Origin of the sequence: Actinomadura monticuli (assembly GCF_041463655.1) — a bacterium.
GTDB lineage: Bacteria > Actinomycetota > Actinomycetes > Streptosporangiales > Streptosporangiaceae > Spirillospora > Spirillospora monticuli.
Window position 1 is genome coordinate 394269 of the sequence record NZ_JAXCEI010000005.1, and the last position, 18776, is coordinate 413044.

Here is an 18776-nt window from a genome sequence, read left to right on the forward strand (position 1 = left end):
CATGGAATGGCCTCCGAAATACGCCGGTATCCATGCGGCCTTGCTCGATCGCTTCAACTTCACCAGCTTGGCCATCGTTCGTGACATGAGCGGAGCGTCCGGGGCGGCCACTTACCTGTGCCTCCCCGAGAGCTCTCTCGGCCGTCCCCATCAGATGGTCGTCAAAGTCGGGGCCGCCGAGGACCTCTCGAGAGACGTCGACGGGCTGCGCCTCGCGCGGACGATGTACCGCAACGCCGGCCAGATGCTGGACGCGCAGGTCGAGCACCGAGAGTTGATCGCCCTGCCGCTGAGCCTGACCGGCACGAACGCCGTCCCCTTCGCGGAGTGGTACACGACCGCGACCGCGGCGGAGGCGGTGACCGCGCTGGACGATCTCTTTCACAACGTCCTTCGGCTGGACCAGCTCACGCTGAACCTGACCAACAGGAGCGTGTTCCGCTGCCACACGATCGACGATCCCGCGAGCGTCCACCGACGCCTTTCGGCGCTCGGGATCGAAGGCGCACGATTGTGGGCCTGGTGGGATCAGGCATTCACGCGCCTGTCGATTTCGAGTGCGACCCGGCTCGCGCACGGCGACCTGCACGGCGGCAACATCCTGGTGTCCGCGAGTCACGGGTCCGCCGATGGTCCGGGAATCGACGTGGTGGACTTCGGCAACGTCGGTGAGAAGCATTACCTGGCGGACTTCGTGAGCCTCGAACGGGACATCGTGCTCAAGCTCGATCCCGATGCGGCGCTGGAGCCCGAGCGGACGGAGGCGGTCACCGGAAGGTTGCGGGAGTTGGCGAGGGCGCACGCGCCTTCCGGCGTCGATCCCGACTTCGAATACGACGTCGCGCTCGCGACCCGGTTCATGTTCTCGGCGGCCAGCGCGCACGCGTCCGAGGAGCTCCGCCGCACGGCACTGGACCATGCGCTGGAGATCAAGGATCGTCTTGAAGCGGCCCAGCCGCAGTTCCGGCACGACCGGTCCGCCGTCCGGCTCCAGACCCGGCGCATGACGCTCGGACTCTTCGCCTACTCGTTCCTGCGCCTCGACCAGCTTCCCAATGGGGCGTGGGGCCGCACGGTGAACAACTGGATGGAATCCCTGTGGGCGGGGGACGAGGGCTCGATCACGCGCGACCGCAAGATCCGGGACAACGGCGGAACCGACATCCTGTGCGGCAACGTCATCAACGTGGTCGACTATCTGACCATGGCCCTGACGGCGCAGGAGGCCGCCGAGGTCCTCAACGAGAACGGCATGATCGGCCATGCCAGTGACAACATCGCCTCCCGGCGCGGTCCCCTCGGGGGTGTCGGCAGCCGGTCGTCCGGCCGCGGCGCCAACGATGTGCGCATCCGTCACACCGTCATGGCCCTGATCGCCCTCATCGCCGACAATGTCGGCCACCTCGGGGGCCACAGCAGACCCGACGCCGCCGCCGCGATGGCGGAGTATCTCCGCCGGTACGGCTCGATGTGGCGGGAGGACATGAGCCACCTCTTCGGCAGCACCATGGCCACCGTCCGGCTCGTCCACCTGCTGGGCGGCGACGTGAAGACCACGCTGCCGCCCGACCTCGCCAAGGACGTGCACGGCGTTCTCACTGCCGCGTTGCCGGACATGTTCACCGCCCTCTTCGCGGAGGACACCGAGGGAAGACGCCTGCCGCGTCCCACTCCGCCCGATGGGATTTCCCTGGGGCAGCCCTTCTTCTGGCCCTACAGCAGTTTCTGGCGGATGGAACGCTCTGGTCTGCTGATGTACCTTCCCCTGGCCCTGGTCGACGGCGGACGCGCGATGCTGCCGCCGGTCCGCGAAAGACTCGGCGACCGCCTGGCCAGTTGCCTGGTCGCACTTCTGGCGGAGGTCAATGCCCCCTTCGATCCGACCGACCCTTGCGCAAGCCTGATCCACTACCACCGCGGCGACCCGGGCCAGGCCCACCGCGATTGGGGTCTGAGCGCCGAGCTCGCGGCGCTCCTGGAGGCCCCGGCCATCATCGACCTGCTGAAGGACATGCAGGACGAGGCGGTCATCCAGGAGAAGCGGACGGCCCTTCGCCTCGCGCTCTCCGAGACGTTCGACCGCTACCGGACGCATCCCGAGATCTTCCATCACACTCACGCCGCGTCGTTCTTCCGAGTCCTGTGGATGCTTCAGGACTCGCTTCTGCCGGCGGCGGCGCTTCGCGAGCTCGATCAGCTGATCGGCGACACGCTCCAACGCGCCACGACCGAATCCGCGCTCGTCGATCACGTCGCGGCCATTCTCCGCCTCTCCGGCTCCGCCGACGACGACGTCGACAGTTCGGCATTGGTGAGCCTCCTCGTGAACAAGCTGGAAAGCGGCTACTACGTCGATTCCGCCACGAGGATCGCCCCGGTGGGCGAGACGATCGAGGCCTACCGGGGCGCCGGGGCGCGCGTCTTCGCGGAACTCGCCGGCGAAAGCCACCTGCGGACCGTCGAGCCGATCATGGAAAGCCTCCTCGTCGACCACGACGCCCGGACACGCCGGGCGCTGGACCTCGGCACGGGCACCGGCAGACACGCGGCGCTCCTGGCCCGCATGGGGTTCGACGTCGACATCGTCGACCTGTCTCCCGAGATGCTCCAGGTGGCGGCGGCACGACTGGGCATTCCCGCCCCGCCGCCCGCCGACATGCTGTCGCCGCCGGCCGCCGAGACCTACGAAGTCGTCACGGTCGCCGAATCGATCATCCATCTCACCAGGTCGGAGGCCCAGAAGCTGGCCCGCTGGATCGCGGACGCCCTCACTCCCCAGGGGGTCGCCTATTTCACCTTCCAGCTCAACAACAATTCTGTCGTCACCCCCGACGGGCGCTTCTACGAGTACTACTCCGACCAGCGCGACATCGTCGAACTCCTCGCGACGTCCGGACTTCGGGCAGAGGTGACCACATCCCGTCCGGTCGCGGCGTACGAACGGCGGATGTACCCGAGCAGCGCCGCCTGGACCTGGTTCGACGTCTACTGCCGACGCCGGCCTTGACCACTCAGCGCCCAGCCATGCGGTCGCCCGCATTCATGTCGCGCACTCGCACTGAAAGCGGCGTCCACCCGTCGACACCACTTCTCCCGCCCAGGCGCAGGACTCTTCCAGCAGCCCGTGATGTCGTGTCGGTGGGACCTGCTGGGATGCGGGGATGAACGAATCTCCGCAACTGGTCACGCAGTTGCCCAAGGCAGTGGTCGCATACACGTAGAGACGTTCGCCTTCGCCATGGGCCTGGCCGGACCTAAGAACGACTAACGCGCCGGCGCCTCCCGGGGCAGGGGCCCAGGGCTGTTGCCATGCCCACCTTCATCATGTTGTATCGAGGGGCGTTTCCGCGCACACGTCGCTGTGTATCGATGTGACCGCGTTCTTCGATGGGGGGCTGACCACGTGGGTGCGTTAGAGGTGGGCGAGCTCGCGTTAATCCTGAACGCGGCGGCGGTCTTGGTCGGCACCGTGAGGTGGTTGCGCCATCGGAATGATCTGCCTCCGGAGGCCCCGCCGCCCCCATGCGCGGAGTGCCCGCAGATGCTGGCAGCAAAGTGCGAGATGGTCCGCTGCCCCTCAACGTCCATCCAATAGGCCCCAGCTACGGCCAGAAGCTCCCGCCGCCCCGCCCTGCCTACCCGGTCACCAGCCCATACGACCACTGGCCACACTGCGGAACCACTCGTCTAAGCCTGGAACACGGGTGGAACACACGCCGTCCCGCGGTGGCACCTGACGTCCCATGGCCCATGAACGGCAAGAGTCGATCTCCGCAGGTCAAGCGCGAAAGTGGCTGATCATCTAAGGTGCCCCCTGCAGGATTCGAACCTGCGCACACGGCTCCGGAGGCCGTTGCTCTATCCCCTGAGCTAAGGGGGCGTTGCGCCCTCGTTGCGGCGCGGTAGAAGGTTACCAGGGTTGGCGGGGTGACGCGCACCTGGCTTTTCGCCGTGCGTGCGGGGGTGGGAGTGGGCTAACTTCGAGCCGTGACCGAGCCATTGGGACGCGTGCTGGTCGTCGATGATGACGAGGTGATCCGCCAGCTCATCGCCGTGAACCTGCAACTGGAGGGGTTCGAGGTGTCGACCGCGGTGGACGGTCAGGACTGCCTGGAGAGGGTGGCCGAGGTGCGGCCCGACGTGATCACGCTCGATGTGATGATGCCGCGGCTGGACGGGTGGGTGACCGCGGTGAAGCTCCGGGAGGACCCCGGGACGGCGCACATCCGGGTCGTGATGATCACGGCGCGGGCGCAGGAGCATGATGTGCGGCGGGGGCACGAGATCGGTGTGGACGCGTACGTGACCAAGCCGTTCGATCCGAATCAGCTGATCCAGACGGTGCGCAAACTCGCTGCCGTGTCCAGATAGTGGTCAGATAGTCTCACCAGGGTGACTCCAGGCGATGTCCTTCTGCGTGCGGTGCGGGACGCCGTGGCCGAAGGGGAGATCGACGTCGCGGTGCCGGAGAGCGTGGTCGTCTTCGGGCGGGGGCGCGGGGTCTTCGAGAGCCCGGTGGCGTTGCGGCTCGGGGTCGAGCCCGAGGTGATCGCGCGGCGGGCCGGGGGCGTGGCCGCCAGCGGGTTCGTCAGGATCGTGCTGACGGTGGGAGACGTCCTGGAGGCGGTTCTGCGTGATCCTCGTTACGGGGTCGCGCGGGTGCCGCGGGCTGCGTGGGACGAGTGGCCCCGGACGTTCGACAATCCCGGCTTTTCGGTGCGTTACGCCTATGCGCGGGCCTGTTGGGTGGAGCGGTGGGCGAAGGATCTCGGCATCCGGGACGGGCGGTTGACGGCGGGGGAGCTGGAGTCGGAGCTCGCCTGGGCGCTGGCGGACGTGCCGGGGCGGGCCGAGCAGGCGGAGCGGGAACGGGATGCCGGGCCGCTGATGTTCTGTTTGGAGAAGGTGGCCGGGGCGTACCACGACGTGCATGAGAGATGTCCCGCTGTTCCGAAGGGCGACGAGGAGCCCGTTCCGGGACGGGTGGGGCTGGCGCGGGCGGCGAAGGTCGTCCTCGGCAATGGGCTGAACATGATCGGTGAGACCCCTAGAGAGCGGATATGAGTCGAGTACACCCTGCTGGGCCGCGGCACGCGGATGTGCTGCCGGAGGACCATCCTGCCGGGCCGGCGGAGGATCTGAACGCGCTGGAGCCCGCCGTGTGGCCGCGCGGCGCCCGGCGGGACGAGGGCGTTCTGACGGTCGGCGGCGTCGACGTCCGGGACCTCGCCAAGGAGTACGGGACGCCCCTGTACGTCTACGACGAGGAGGACGTGCGGAGCCGGGCCCGGGAGTACGCGGCGGCGTTCCATGACGGGGACGTCCACTACGCGGGCAAGGCGTTCCTGTGTACCGCGGTCGCGCGGTGGCTCAACGAGGAGGGGCTCGGGCTCGACGTGTGCAGCGGGGGTGAGCTTGCCATTGCCTTGGCGGCAGGCTTCCCTACCGAGCGCATCACCTTGCACGGGAGTAACAAGGCGTCCTGGGAGCTGGAGAAGGCTCTGGAGGTCGGCGTCGGGCGGATCGTCCTCGACTCGTTCGAGGAGATAGCGCGGCTGGGGTACCTCGCCCATGAGAGGGGTGTCCGCCCCAAGGTGATGGTGCGTGTCACCACGGGCGTCGAGGCGCACACCCATGAGTTCATCGCGACCGCTCACGACGACCAGAAGTTCGGGTTCTCCAGGAATTCCGGCGCCGCTCTGGAGGCCGTGCGGAGGGTTCTGGAGCTGAAGCAGCTGGAGCTGGTGGGGCTGCACAGCCACATCGGGTCGCAGATCTTCGACGTCGACGGGTTCGAGGTCGCCGCGCACCGGCTGGCGGAGCTGCTGGTGGCGATCCGCGACGAGCACGGGATCGAGCTTCCGGAGCTCGACCTGGGCGGCGGCTACGGGATCGCCTACCTGCCGGGTGAGGAGCCGCACGACCCCAAGTCGATCGCGGACGGGCTGCGCGACATCGTGGCCCGCGAGTGCAGGGCGTACGAGCTGTCGATGCCGCGGCTGACGGTGGAGCCGGGACGGGCGATCATCGGTCCGGGCGGCGTCACGCTGTACGAGGTCGGCACCGTGAAGGACGTCGAGGGCCTGCGCACGTACGTGTCGGTGGACGGCGGCATGAGCGACAACCTGCGCACGGCGTTGTACGGCGCCGAGTACACCGGGGTGCTCGCGAGCCGGTCGTCCGACGCATCGCCCATGCTCAGTAGGCTTGTCGGCAAGCACTGCGAAAGCGGCGACATTGTGGTGCGGGACCTGTGGTTCCCCGAAGATATTGCGGCGGGTGACCTGGTGGCGGTGGCGGCGACCGGTGCGTACTGTCGGTCGATGGCCAGCAACTACAACTTCGTCCCGAAGCCGGCCGTGGTGGCGGTGCGGGACGGAAGGTCGCGCGTGATCGTCCGCCGGGAGAGCCCCGAGGACCTGCTGCGGCTCGATGCGGAGGTCGAAGCGTGAAACCCGGACTGCGCGTGGCGCTGCTCGGATGCGGCGTGGTCGGCACGGAGGTCGTCCGGCTTCTGATCGAGCAGGCGGACGATCTGGCCGCGCGCGTCGGGACGCCGCTGGAGCTGGCCGGGATCGCGGTCCGCAGGCCGGACCGGGTGCGCGAGGGCGTGCCCAGGGAGCTGCTCACGACGGACGCCCAGACGCTCGTGACCAGGGACGACGTCGACATCGTCATCGAGGTGATCGGCGGCATCGAGCCGGCCAGGACGCTGATGCTGGAGGCGATGAAGTCCGGCAAGTCGGTGATCACCGCGAACAAGGCGCTGCTGGCCGAGGACGGCGCGACGCTGTTCGCGGCGGCGCGGGAGTACGGCGCCGACCTGTACTACGAGGCGTCCGTGGCGGGTGCGATCCCGCTGCTGCGGCCGCTCAGGGACTCGCTCGTCGGCGACCACGTGCACCGGGTGCTCGGCATAGTGAACGGCACCACGAACTACATCCTCGACCAGATGGACACCCACGGCGCCGGTTTCAACGACGCGCTGGAAGAGGCGCAGGCGCTCGGCTATGCGGAGGCCGACCCGACGGCCGATGTGGAGGGTTTCGACGCGGCGGCCAAGGCGGCGATCCTGGCGCAGCTCGCGTTCCACACGCCCGTCACGGCCGCGGACGTCCATCGTGAGGGCATCACCGACGTGAGTGCCGCCGACGTGGCGGGCGCCAAGGGAATGGACTGCGTCGTCAAGCTTCTCGCCATCTGCGAGCGCGTCCCTTCGGAGGACGGACGGAACGGCCGCGGCGTGTCCGTCCGCGTGTATCCGGCCATGATTCCGAGGTCGCACCCACTGGCGAGTGTCCGCGAGGCATATAACGCGGTGTTCGTGGAGGCCGAGTCGGCCGGTTCGCTGATGTTCTACGGCGCGGGCGCCGGCGGAGCGCCGACGGCGTCCGCGATCCTGGGCGACCTCGTCGCGGTGGCGCGGAACGTGGCCGGCGGTACACCGGGCCCTGTCGAGGTCACCTACGCGAAGCTTCCCGTCCTGCCGATGGGTGAGACGGTCACGCGCTACTACATCCAGGTGGACGTCACCGACGAGGCCGGCGTCCTCGCCACGGTCGCCGAGGAGTTCGCCAGGCACGGGGTGTCGATCCAGGCGGTCCGGCAGGTCGGGCTCGGTGAGGAGGCGCAGCTCGTCGTCGTGACGCACCGCGCGCCGGACGCCGCGCTGACCGCGACGGTCGAAGGGCTGCGCGAGCTGGAGATCGTCCGGGCGGTGACGAGCGTGATGCGCGTCGAGGGTGACGAATAAGTCCGCCTATAAGGCCACCGGAGAGCGAACCGGAGGGACCGCCCCCGGTAGACTCCGGACAATATCCCAGGTCATTCAGGAGACCGACGTGAACCCCAACGCCCGCGCGTGGCGTGGCCTCATCGAGGAGTACCGCGACCGGCTTCCGGTGACGGACGCGACACCGGTCGTCACGCTGCTGGAGGGCGGCACCCCGCTGCTGCCCGCCCACCGGCTGTCCCAGCTGACCGGCTGCGAGGTGTTCCTCAAGGTCGAGGGCGCCAACCCGACCGGTTCGTTCAAGGACCGCGGCATGACGATGGCGATCAGCAAGGCCGCCGAGGACGGCGCGAAGGCGGTGATCTGCGCCTCCACCGGCAACACGTCCGCGTCCGCCGCCGCCTACGCGGTCCGGGCCGGGATGACCTGCGCGGTCCTCGTCCCGGCGGGCAAGATCGCGATGGGCAAGCTGGCGCAGGCGCTGGTGCACGGCGCGCGGCTGTTGCAGGTCGACGGCAACTTCGACGACTGCCTCGAACTGGCGCAGAAACTGTCGGTCGACTATCCGGTGGCGCTTGTCAACTCGGTCAACAAGTACCGGCTGCAGGGCCAGAAGACGGCGGCGTTCGAGATCGTGGACGCGCTCGGCGACGCGCCCGACGTCCACTGCCTGCCCGTGGGGAACGCCGGCAACATCTCCGCGTACTGGATGGGCTACAAGGAGTACGCCGCCGACAAGGAGGCGTCGCGGACCCCGCGCATGCTGGGCTTCCAGGCCAGCGGCGCGGCGCCGTTCGTGAAGGGCGAGCCGGTCCTGAAGCCGCAGACCATCGCGACCGCGATCCGCATCGGCAACCCCGCGTCGTGGGGCCTGGCCGTCGCCGCGCGGGACGAGTCCGGCGGCGCGATCGACTCCGTCACCGACCGGCAGATCCTCGCCGCCTACCGCCTCCTCGCCAGGGAGGAGGGCGTCTTCGTGGAGCCCGCCTCCGCGGCGAGCGTCGCGGGCCTGCTGCAGGCGAGCGAGCAGGGGGCCGTCAAGGCGGGCTCCAGGGTCGTCTGCACGGTGACGGGCAACGGCCTCAAGGACCCCGACTGGGCCATCTCTGGCGCCCCCGCGCCGACCACCATCAAGGTGGACGCGCACTCCGCCGCCTCCGAACTCGGCCTCACCTAAGTGGGCTGGACGGAGGGCCCGGTGCTGGTGCGGACCCCCGCGACCAGCGCCAACCTCGGCCCCGGCTTCGACTCGCTCGGGCTCGCGCTCAGCCTCCACGACGACGTCGAGGTCGAGTTGACCGGCTCCGGCGTGTCCATCGAGGTGGACGGCGAGGGCGCCGAGGTCGCCGACCGGGGCGAGCGCCACCTGATCGTGAAGGTGCTGCGCCGCACCTTCGACGTCCTCGATGACCTGGCCGGATCCGGCCCGCCGAGGCCCGGGGGAATACGGTTGCGCTGCCGCAACAGGATCCCGCACAGCCGCGGGCTGGGCTCGTCGTCGGCCGCGATCGTCGCCGGGATCGTCGCGGCCCGCGCGCTGCACCCCGCCGGGGGACTGCTCGGCGACGGCGCCGCGCTGCGCCTTGCCACCGAGATCGAGGGGCATCCCGACAACGTCGCGCCGTGCCTCGCCGGCGGCCTCACCGTCGCCTGGACGACGCCCGCCGGCCCGCGCCTCGTCCGGCTGGACTCGCAGGTCACGAAGGTCGTCGCCATCGTGCCCGAGCAGCGGCTGGCGACCGAGCGGGCGCGCGGGCTGCTGCCCGCGACCGTCCCGCACGGGGACGCCGCCGCCAACGCCGGACGCGCCGCGCTGCTCATCGCGGCGCTCACGGCGGGCCTGGCCGGGGACGTCCTGCTGGACGCGACCGAGGACCGGCTCCACCAGGACTACCGCGCGCCCGCCATGCCCGATTCCGCCGCCCTGGTCACGACGCTGCGGGACGCGGGCGTGCCGGCCGTGATTTCCGGGGCGGGACCGACTGTCCTGGCCTTCACAAACGCATCACGAGTTGATTCAGTGGTCCCCGAAGTGGGTAAAGGGTGGCACATACACCCGTTGGACGTCGCTACCCGCGGCGCACGCGTCATGACCGGAGAATCCGAGGTCCGGGCTTGATCGCGAAGCCGTGGGCGGGGCTGCCGTGCCGCTCCGGCCGGTCCCGGTCCCGGCCCGATCCCGCTAGGTAAAATGCGAAGACATCGACCTCTGGGGAATAGCAGTGTGCCCTGGTGATGTTAGGCTTAATGCCGCACCAGATGCCCCGTTCGGGGCAGCGTGCTCGTCAGCCGCGCGTCGCCTGTTCGGCCCTCCGGTCGTGTCGGTCCCGCGTACTAGGCTCCCCGACACCGTGACATCCCGTTGTCAGGCATTCCAGCGCAACAACTTCGGACGTGACGGTACCGGGGACTCGCACGAGCGGAACGTCCCGTCCACCATCTGGCTGTGCCCAGAACACGCAGATCCCGGTTCCATCGTGATCAGCGGAGCCCGTCCCGGCGCCCCCGCCGGGCCGCACCACCGGGTCGACTGGCCGAACGCCGGCCAACGCCCGCTCCCTGGGAAGGACCCTTAGTGAGCGAATCCAGCGAACTCCTTACGGACGCAGCAAGCACGGGAACCGTGTCCGACGCCGCCGCGGCCGGCGCGGAGCCCGCCACCCCCCGGCGCCGCCGGTCGGGCACCGGCCTGTCGGCCATGGTGCTGCCCGAGCTCAAGGCGCTCGCGTCCAGCCTCGGCATCACCGGCGTGACCGGGATGCGCAAGAGCCAGCTCATCGCCGCCATCCAGGAGAAGCAGGGCGGCGGGCAGGAGCAGGGCTCGGCGGGGGGCGAGCAGGGAGCCGCTGCCCCGTCGAAGGCCGAGCGTCCCCGGCGGACCCGCACGACGTCCGCCAAGCGCGAGGTCTCCGACGACCAGGTCACCATCGCCGACGCCGCGCCGGCCGCCGAGCAGCCGGCCGAGGCCGGCGACAGGGCCGCCGAGAAGAGCGCGGAGAAGCCGGCCGACAAGCCGGAGAAGGCCGAGCGGGCGGACCGGCAGGGCGGCCGCCAGCGCGGTGAGCGGCAGGACCGGGGGGCCGGCGAGGGACGCGGCGAGCGTCCGGGCCGCGAGCAGAACGCCGAGGACGGCGAGTCCCAGGGCGGCCGTGACGGCGGTCGCGACGGCGGACGCGAGCAGGGCCGGGACGGCCGCGAGGGCGGCGGACGGCAGCGCCAGCGCGGCGGCCGGGAGCGCGGCGAGGGCCGCGACCGGGGCGAGCGCGGTGACCGGGGCGACCGGGGCGACCGCGGTGAGCGCGGTGACCGGGGCGAGCGCGGCGACCAGGGCGGCGGCAACCGGCAGCGCGGCCAGAGCCAGGGCGGCGGCGGCCAGCACGACGACGACGATGGCGGCGGCCGGGGCCGGCGCGGGCGCCGGTTCCGCGAGCGCAACCGGGGCCGCGGCGGGCGCGAGCGCTACGAGGAGCCGGTGATCAGCGAGGACGACGTCCTCATCCCGGTCGCGGGCATCCTCGACATCCTCGACAACTACGCCTTCGTCCGGACGACGGGCTACCTGCCCGGCCCGAACGACGTGTACGTGTCGCTCGCGCAGGTCCGCAAGAACGGCCTCCGCAAGGGCGACGTCATCACCGGCGCCGTCCGGCAGGCGCGCGAGGGCGAGCGGCGCGAGAAGTTCAACGCGCTGGTCCGCCTCGACACCGTCAACGGGATGGAGCCGGAGCAGGCCAAGGGCCGCGTCGACTTCAGCAAGCTGACCCCGCTGTACCCGCAGGAGCGGCTGCGGCTGGAGTCCGACCCCGGCATCCTGACCACGCGGATCATCGACCTGGTGTCGCCGATCGGCAAGGGCCAGCGCGGCCTGATCGTGTCGCCGCCGAAGGCCGGCAAGACGATGGTGCTCCAGGCGATCGCCAACGCGATCACCAAGAACAACCCGGAGTGCCACCTGATGGTCGTCCTCGTGGACGAGCGTCCGGAAGAGGTCACCGACATGCAGCGGACGGTGAAGGGCGAGGTCATCCACTCGACCTTCGACCGTCCCGCCGAGGACCACACCACGGTCGCCGAGCTGGCGATCGAGCGTGCCAAGCGGCTCGTCGAGCTGGGCCACGACGTCGTCGTGCTGCTCGACTCGATCACCCGCCTGGGCCGGGCCTACAACCTGGCGGCGCCGGCGTCCGGCCGCATCCTGTCCGGTGGTGTCGACTCGACCGCGCTGTACCCGCCGAAGCGGTTCTTCGGCGCGGCGCGCAACATCGAGAACGGTGGCTCGCTGACGATCCTCGCCACCGCGCTGGTGGAGACCGGGTCCCGCATGGACGAGGTCATCTTCGAGGAGTTCAAGGGCACCGGCAACATGGAGCTGAAGCTCAACCGGAGCCTGGCCGACAAGCGGATCTTCCCGGCGGTGGACGTCGACCAGTCGTCCACCCGCAAGGAGGAGATCCTCATGGCTCCGGAGGAGCTGCGGGTCGTCTGGCAGCTGCGCCGGGTGCTGCACGCGCTCGACACGCAGCAGGCGCTGGAGCTCCTCATCGAGAAGATGAAGGAGACCAAGTCCAACGCCGAGTTCCTGCTCCAGGTGCAGAAGACGACGGTCTCCGACGACCGCTGAGCCGCGACAGCGCGGCGCGACGCCCAGAGCTCGACCGCTGGCTGGAGCACGGGCCGACACGCCCCCGTCCGGGAGACCGGGCGGGGGCGTTCCGCGTCCCGGCCGAGGCCGAAGTCGAGGCCGAGGCCGAGGCCCAGGCCGAGGCCGCCCGGCCGGTCCGATGGTGGGGTTAGCCCCACCTCCGATCCGGCGGAGCGCGTCATGGTCGTCCCGTCCCGGGCCCGGCACGCTGGGACCGTAGGTTGGGAATGGGCACGGAGGACGATGTGGGCGAGCTGAGCAGAGAACCCGGCGGCGGCGCCGTGGGATGGGCCGCGACCCGGTGGGCCGCGGCGACGCGCGGCGGCGGGGACGCGCCGTCGGTCCTGAACCGGCCCTGGCATCCCGTGGCGATGGCGCGGTCGTCGCTGACCTGGCGTTCGGCGCTCTACCTCGGCGTCAGCATGGGGCTCGGGCTCGGCTGGTTCGTCACCCTGGTCGTCGGGCTGTCGCTGTCCGCCGGGCTGCTCATCATCTGGGTCGGGGTGCCGCTGCTGGCGCTGCTGATGATCGCGTGGCGGTTCGGCGCGATGCTGGAGCGGCGGCTCGTCCGGGCCGCGTTCGGCGTCCGCATCCCGGACCCGTACCGCCGGCTGCCGGCGGGCCGCAACCCGCTGTCCAAGCTGAGGGGGATGGCGACCGACCCGGCCACCTGGAAGGACCTCGCCTACCTCGCCGTCCTGTTCCCGGTCACGCTGGTCGAGTTCGTCGTGTCGGCGGCCGTCTGGGGCGCGACGGGCATGACGCTGTTCCTGCCGCTGATCGTCGCGGTGAACGGCGACGGCGCCGAGATCAGCTTCGGGGTCGTCTCGTACTGGGCGGGCAACCCGCTGGAGGCCGTCCCGGTGATGGCCCTCGGGCTGGTGTTCCTCGTCCTCGCGATGTACGTGACGCGGGCGATGGCGATCGGGCATTCGGTGTTCACCGCGCTGCTGCTCGGCCCGAGCCCCGCGCAGGCGGAGAACACCGAGCTGCGCAGGCGCACCGAGCATCTGCGGGCCAGCCGCGCCCGCGGGGTGGACGCCGCCGAGTTCGAGCGCCGCCGCATCGAGCGCGACCTGCACGACGGGGCGCAGCAGCGGCTGCTGGCCGTGGCGATGGACATCGGGCGCGCCCGCGCCAAGCTCGACGAGGACCCGGAGGGCGCGCGGGCGCTGATCGAGCAGGCCCACGCCGGCACGAAGGAGGCCATCTCCGAGCTGCGCGACCTCGCCCGCGGGATCTACCCGGCGATCCTCACCGACCGGGGCCTGGACCCGGCGCTGTCGGGTCTCGCCGCCCGCGCCCCCGTCCCCGTCGAGGTGGACGTCGACCTGCCGGAGCGTCCCCCGGCGGCGGTCGAGAGCATCGCCTACTTCATCGTCGCCGAGTCGCTGGCGAACGTCGCGAAGTACGCCCGCGCGACGCAGGTGTCGGTCCGGGTGGCGCGCGAGGACCGCTGGGTCGTCGTCGAGGTGGTCGACAACGGGGTCGGCGGCGCGGTCGCCCGTCCCGAGGGGGGCCTCGCGGGCCTCGCCGACCGGGCCGCGACGATCGACGGGATGCTCATCGTGGACAGCCCGCCCGGCGGCCCCACGATCATCCGCGCGGACCTGCCCTGCACCTGGTGACCGCCTCCGGCTCGACCGCGGGCTCCTGGCTCGGCTCGCGCGTCCGCGAGCCGGGCCGCAGGCTCGATAATGGCGGGATGCGGGTTGTGATCGCCGAGGATTCGGTGCTGTTGCGGGAAGGGCTCGTCCGGCTGCTCGGCGACGCCGGGATCGAGACGGTGGCGACCGTGGGGGACGGGCCGGGGCTGCTCGGCATCGTGGAGGAGCACGGCCCCGACCTCGCGATCGTGGACGTCCGGATGCCGCCGTCGTTCACCGACGAGGGGCTCCGCGCGGCGCTCGCGGTGCGGGAGCGGCGGCCGGGCACGCCGATCCTCGTCCTGTCGCAGTACGTGGAGGAGCGGTACGCGACCGACCTCATCGGGGGCGGCGCGGAGGGCGTCGGCTACCTGCTGAAGGAGCGGGTGTCGGACGTCGCCGAGTTCATCGACGCGGTCCGCCGCATCGCGGCCGGCGGGACGGTCATCGACCCGGAGGTGATCGGGCAGCTGCTCGGCCGGCGCCGCACCGGGGACCCGCTGGAGTCGCTGACGCCGCGCGAGCGCGAGGTGCTCGGGCTGATGGCGCAGGGACGCTCGAACGGCGCGATCGCCGCGGACCTCGTCGTCACCGAGGGCGCCGTGGAGAAGCACATCTCGAACATCTTCATGAAGCTGGACCTGCAGCCCGCGCAGGGCGGGCACCGCAGGGTGATGGCCGTGCTGGCCTATCTGGGACGGGCCGGCGGGTGACGGACGGCGCCGCCGTCCAAGATCGGGAATGACCGGTGACCTCGCCACGTTCAGGTATCTGGCACACTTGAGGTGCAACCGCTGCGGTACCGGTTCACGCTTCCCACATCTCCCATGGGTCCCACCATGGGCGAGGGGCGCCCGGCGACCGCCTGAGGCGAGGAGAACCATGAAGCCCGACATTCACCCGAACTACGTCGTCACGACCGTGACGTGTACGTGCGGCAACACCTTCGAGACCCGCAGCACCGCCGAGAACGGCGTGATCCACGCGGACGTCTGCTCGAACTGCCACCCGTTCTACACGGGCAAGCAGAAGATCCTCGACACCGGTGGCCGGGTGGCGCGCTTCGAGCAGCGCTTCGGCAAGAAGAAGGCCGGCAAGTAGGAAGAGCGCCGCACACATACCAGGAACGGCCCGGGGACGCTCGAGGTCCCCGGGCCTTTCGAAGTCGGCGAACCGGAGGCCGTCTCCGGGCCGGGACGGGTCAGGACACAGCGTGAATCTCGACGATCTGATCAGTGAGTACGCGAGCATCGAGGAGCGGCTCGCCGACCCGTCCGTCCATGCCGACCAGGTCCTGGCGCGCAAGCTCGGCAAGCGGTACGCGGAGCTGCGCCCGATCGTCGAGGCGCACCGGGAGCTGGCGTCCACGCTGGACGACCTGGCCACCGCGCGCGAGCTCGGCGGCGAGGACGCGGCCTTCGCCGCCGAGGCCGACGACCTCGACAAGCGCCGCGAGGCCCTGGAGGGGCGGCTGCGCCGGCTGCTCGTCCCGCGCGACCCGAGCGACTCCAAGGACGTCATCCTCCAGGTCAAGGCCGGTGAGGGCGGCGAGGAGTCCGCGCTGTTCGCCGGCGACCTCCTCCGCATGTACCTGCGGTACGCCGAGCGCATCGGCTGGAAGACCGAGATCATCGACTCGCACCCGTCCGACCTCGGCGGGTACAAGGACGTCACCGTCGCCGTGAAGGCCAAGGGCAACGCCGAGGAAGGCGTCTGGACCCGGCTGAAGTACGAGGGCGGCGTGCACCGCGTGCAGCGGGTGCCCGCGACCGAGTCGCAGGGGCGCATCCACACCAGCGCGGTCGGCGTCCTGGTGACGCCGGAGGCCGAGGACGTCGACGTCCAGGTCGACCCGAACGACCTGCGCATCGACGTGTACCGGTCGTCCGGTCCGGGCGGGCAGAGCGTCAACACGACCGACTCGGCGGTCCGCATCACGCACCTGCCGACGGGCGTCGTGGTCTCCTGCCAGAACGAGAAGAGCCAGCTGCAGAACAAGGAGCAGGCGCTGCGCATCCTGCGGTCGCGGCTCCTGGCGATGGCGCAGGAGGAGGCCGCCGCGGCGGCGGCGGCCGAGCGCAAGAGCCAGGTCCGCACCGTTGACCGCTCCGAGCGGGTGCGCACCTACAACTACCCGGAGAACCGGATCTCCGACCACCGCGTCGGCTACAAGGCCTACAACCTCGACCAGGTGCTGGACGGGGACCTCCACAACGTCACGCAGGCGCTCGTCGACGCGGACATGGAGCGCCGCCTGGCCGAAGCCCAAACCTCATGAGCGGAGCGAATCCGGGGGGTGTGGGGGGTCGTCCCCCCTCGAAGGGCGAGGCCATGAGCGGAGCGAATCCGGGGGGTGTGGGGGGTCGTCCCCCCTCGAAGGGCACGATCATGAACCTGTTGCTCGACGAGATCGCCCGGGCCACCGCCCGCCTCGCCGACGCGGGCGCCGCCTCGCCCCGCGCCGACGCCGAGGAGCTGGCGGCGGCCGTGCACGGGGTGCGGCGCTCGGAGCTGCACGGCGTCCCCGACAGCGCGTTCGACGCCCGGTTCTGGGAGTTCGTCGCGCGCCGCGAGGCGGGGGAGCCGCTGCAGCACATCACCGGCCGCGCGTTCTTCCGCTACCTGGAGTTGAAGGTCGGGCCCGGCGTGTTCGTCCCGCGTCCGGAGACCGAGGTGATGGTGGGCTGGGCGCTGGAGACGCTCCGCGACATGGACGTGCGCGACCCCCTGGTCGTCGACCTCGGCACCGGCTCGGCCGCGATCGCGCTGTCGATCGCGCTGGAGGCGCCTCGCGCGCGCGTGCACGCGGTGGAGAAGGACCCGACGGCGTTCGTGCACGCGACCCGCAACATCGAGGAGCTGGACGAGCGGGGCCGCGTCCGCCTCCATCTGGACGACTTCGCCACCGCGCTTCCCGAGCTGGACGGCACCGTCGACCTGGTCGTCTCCAACCCGCCGTACATTCCGATGAGCGAGTGGGAGTACGTGCCGCCGGACGTCCGCGACCACGACCCGGCGGACGCGCTGTGGGGCGGCGGCGACGACGGCCTGGACGCGATCCGGGTGGTGGAGCGCACCGCGCGCCGGCTGCTGCGTCCGGGCGGGTACGTGGCCGTCGAGCACAGTGACCTGCAGGGGAACGGCGTCTACTGGACGTTCGCGGAGGAGAACGGCTGGCGCGACGTCCGCAACCGCCGCGACCTGACGAACCGGGACCGTTTCGTGACCGCCCGCCTGGCTGCCGACTAGTCCCCGGCGCGTGGGAAACTGGGTTCGTGAGCCGACGCTATGACTGCTCCGAGCCGATGGAGCGCACCCGCGGGATCGCCGAGGCCGTGTCGGTGGTGCGGCGCGGTGAGCTGATCGTCATGCCGACCGACACCGTCTACGGGGTGGCCGCGGACGCGTTCATGCCGCCCGCCGTGACGGCGCTGCTGGAGGCGAAGGGACGCGGCCGGGAGATGCCCCCGCCGGTCCTGGTCGGCTCCGTGCGCGCCGCCACCGCCCTCGTGGAGGACCTCGGCACGTACGGCCAGGACCTCATCGACGAGTTCTGGCCGGGCGCGCTGACGCTCGTGTGCCGCGCGAACCCGAACCTCATGTGGGACCTCGGCGAGACCAAGGGCACCGTCGCCGTCCGGATGCCGATGCACGAGCTCGCGGTGGAGCTGCTCAAGGAGACCGGCCCGCTTGCGGTCAGCAGCGCGAACCTGAGCGGGCGGTCCGCGGCGCGGAACGTCGACGAGGCCGAGAAGATGCTCGGCGACTCGGTCGCGGTCTACCTGGACGGCGGCGTCTCCGGCCACGCCGACCCGTCGACGATCATCGACCTGACCGGGCCCGTCCCGCGGCTGCTGCGCGCCGGCGCCGTCCCCGAGGACAGGATCCGCTCCGTCGTGGGCGTCCTCCTCACCGATGAGGACGACCCCGACGAGCCCGACACCCCGGCCATGTCGGACACTGCCACGAAGGCCGCCGCCGACGCGGAGGCGGCGGCGCTCTCCCTCCGCAAGAGGCGGGAGTCCGCGGCGCCGGGCGAGCCCGCAGAGGCCGTCTCCGACACTCCGTCCGCGAAGCCCTCCCTCAGCAAGGGGGACGCCGCGCAAACGCGCGACGCGCCTGCTGAGGCCCCTGCCGACGTCGTTCAGCCCGCGGCCGAGCCGTCACCGGCGAAGGACGACCCGGCCGGCGGCCGGGAGTCCTGACCGGCCGGCCGGGCGGCACGGGCCCGCGAAAGCACGAAGGCCCCGCCGGGCCGGGCGGGGCCTGTGTCGTCAGGCGTGACGGCGGGGCTTAGAAGAGCTTCTTGCCCTTGCCGTAGTAGTACTTGCCGGTGCTCTTGCTCCGGCCGCACTCCTGCACCCACAGGTGGCTGCTGTAGCTGGAGCTGACGCTGATCGAGACGGTGGCCTTGCCGTCGAAGTTGTACTTCGTGCCACCGGACGTCACGCCGATGATCTTGAAGCGGGACCAGTACTTGTTGGTGCCCTCGGTGAAGAGGAACCGGACGCAGGCGGTCCAGCCGTTCTTCTTGGTGTCGCGAAGGTAGCCCTTCACGTAGGTCTTGCCGCCGCTGCGGGAGTAGGTGCCCCAGGCGTCGATGCCGCTGTAAGAGTCGTAGGGCTTCCAGCCGGTGGCGGCTTCGGCGGGAGCACCCACGGCGGCCATGCCGGCCATCAGGGTGCCGGCGGTCAGGGCGACTGCAGCGATTCGCCGCATAGGTCCCTCCAGGCTCGTGTGTTGGGGGTTAGCAGCC

At 70.8% G+C, this 18776-nt stretch carries 15 protein-coding genes and 1 tRNA gene; 14 read left to right on the forward strand and 2 right to left on the reverse strand.

Annotated elements, in window-relative coordinates; translation table 11 throughout:
* The first annotated feature begins 1 nt into the window (after position 1).
* Complete coding sequence (locus SM611_RS13620) at positions 2-3007, forward strand: methyltransferase domain-containing protein (protein WP_371949869.1); 3006 nt, start codon at positions 2-4, stop codon at positions 3005-3007.
* 801 nt (positions 3008-3808) lie between these two features.
* On the opposite strand, the gene SM611_RS13625 is transcribed toward SM611_RS13620, so the two are convergent.
* Positions 3809-3880, reverse strand: a tRNA-Arg gene (locus SM611_RS13625).
* Positions 3881-4008: 128 nt separating this feature from the next.
* On the opposite strand from SM611_RS13625, the gene SM611_RS13630 reads away from it, so the two are divergent.
* From SM611_RS13630 to SM611_RS13690, 13 genes are all read left to right on the forward strand, one after another.
* On the forward strand, positions 4009-4371 hold the full coding sequence (locus tag SM611_RS13630) for a response regulator transcription factor (RefSeq protein ID WP_371950042.1): 363 nt from the start codon (positions 4009-4011) through the stop codon (positions 4369-4371).
* Between the two features lie 21 nt (positions 4372-4392).
* A complete protein-coding gene (locus SM611_RS13635) occupies positions 4393-5064 on the forward strand; it encodes a DALR anticodon-binding domain-containing protein (RefSeq protein ID WP_371949870.1) in 672 nt (223 codons plus the stop codon).
* Positions 5061-6452 carry a diaminopimelate decarboxylase gene (gene lysA / locus SM611_RS13640; protein WP_371949871.1) on the forward strand — a complete coding sequence of 464 codons (1392 nt, stop codon included), beginning with the start codon at positions 5061-5063 and terminating at the stop codon, positions 6450-6452. Before SM611_RS13635 ends, lysA begins: the two co-directional genes overlap by 4 nt.
* Positions 6449-7753 (forward strand): homoserine dehydrogenase, encoded by a 1305-nt coding sequence (locus SM611_RS13645; RefSeq protein WP_371949872.1) that lies wholly within the window; start codon positions 6449-6451, stop codon positions 7751-7753. The genes lysA and SM611_RS13645 overlap by 4 nt, the downstream gene beginning before the upstream one ends.
* Positions 7754-7841: 88 nt before the next feature.
* Positions 7842-8909 (forward strand): threonine synthase, encoded by a 1068-nt coding sequence (gene thrC / locus SM611_RS13650; protein WP_371949873.1) that lies wholly within the window; start codon positions 7842-7844, stop codon positions 8907-8909.
* A 21-nt stretch (positions 8910-8930) separates the two neighbouring features.
* Positions 8931-9851 carry a homoserine kinase gene (gene thrB, locus SM611_RS13655; RefSeq protein WP_371949874.1) on the forward strand — a complete coding sequence of 307 codons (921 nt, stop codon included), beginning with the start codon at positions 8931-8933 and terminating at the stop codon, positions 9849-9851.
* 456 nt (positions 9852-10307) lie between these two features.
* On the forward strand, positions 10308-12353 hold the full coding sequence (gene rho / locus SM611_RS13660) for a transcription termination factor Rho (protein WP_371949875.1): 2046 nt from the start codon (positions 10308-10310) through the stop codon (positions 12351-12353).
* A 248-nt stretch (positions 12354-12601) separates the two neighbouring features.
* Positions 12602-14002, forward strand: coding sequence for a sensor histidine kinase (locus SM611_RS13665; RefSeq protein ID WP_371949876.1), 1401 nt, complete (start codon positions 12602-12604; stop codon positions 14000-14002).
* Between the two features lie 77 nt (positions 14003-14079).
* Positions 14080-14733 carry a response regulator transcription factor gene (locus SM611_RS13670; RefSeq protein ID WP_371949877.1) on the forward strand — a complete coding sequence of 218 codons (654 nt, stop codon included), beginning with the start codon at positions 14080-14082 and terminating at the stop codon, positions 14731-14733.
* A 169-nt stretch (positions 14734-14902) separates the two neighbouring features.
* Positions 14903-15121, forward strand: a complete 219-nt coding sequence (gene rpmE / locus SM611_RS13675) for a 50S ribosomal protein L31 (protein ID WP_021598595.1) — start codon at positions 14903-14905, stop codon at positions 15119-15121.
* Positions 15122-15233: 112 nt separating this feature from the next.
* Positions 15234-16298 carry a peptide chain release factor 1 gene (gene prfA, locus SM611_RS13680; protein ID WP_371949878.1) on the forward strand — a complete coding sequence of 355 codons (1065 nt, stop codon included), beginning with the start codon at positions 15234-15236 and terminating at the stop codon, positions 16296-16298.
* A gap of 110 nt (positions 16299-16408) precedes the next feature.
* Positions 16409-17269, forward strand: a complete 861-nt coding sequence (prmC, locus tag SM611_RS13685) for a peptide chain release factor N(5)-glutamine methyltransferase (protein ID WP_371949879.1) — start codon at positions 16409-16411, stop codon at positions 17267-17269.
* 26 nt (positions 17270-17295) lie between these two features.
* Positions 17296-18225, forward strand: a complete 930-nt coding sequence (locus SM611_RS13690) for an L-threonylcarbamoyladenylate synthase (RefSeq protein ID WP_371949880.1) — start codon at positions 17296-17298, stop codon at positions 18223-18225.
* A gap of 88 nt (positions 18226-18313) precedes the next feature.
* Here the strand turns inward: SM611_RS13690 and SM611_RS13695 are convergent, their stop codons facing one another.
* Positions 18314-18739, reverse strand: coding sequence for a hypothetical protein (locus tag SM611_RS13695; RefSeq protein ID WP_371949881.1), 426 nt, complete (start codon positions 18737-18739; stop codon positions 18314-18316).
* Between the last annotated feature and the right edge of the window lie 37 nt (positions 18740-18776).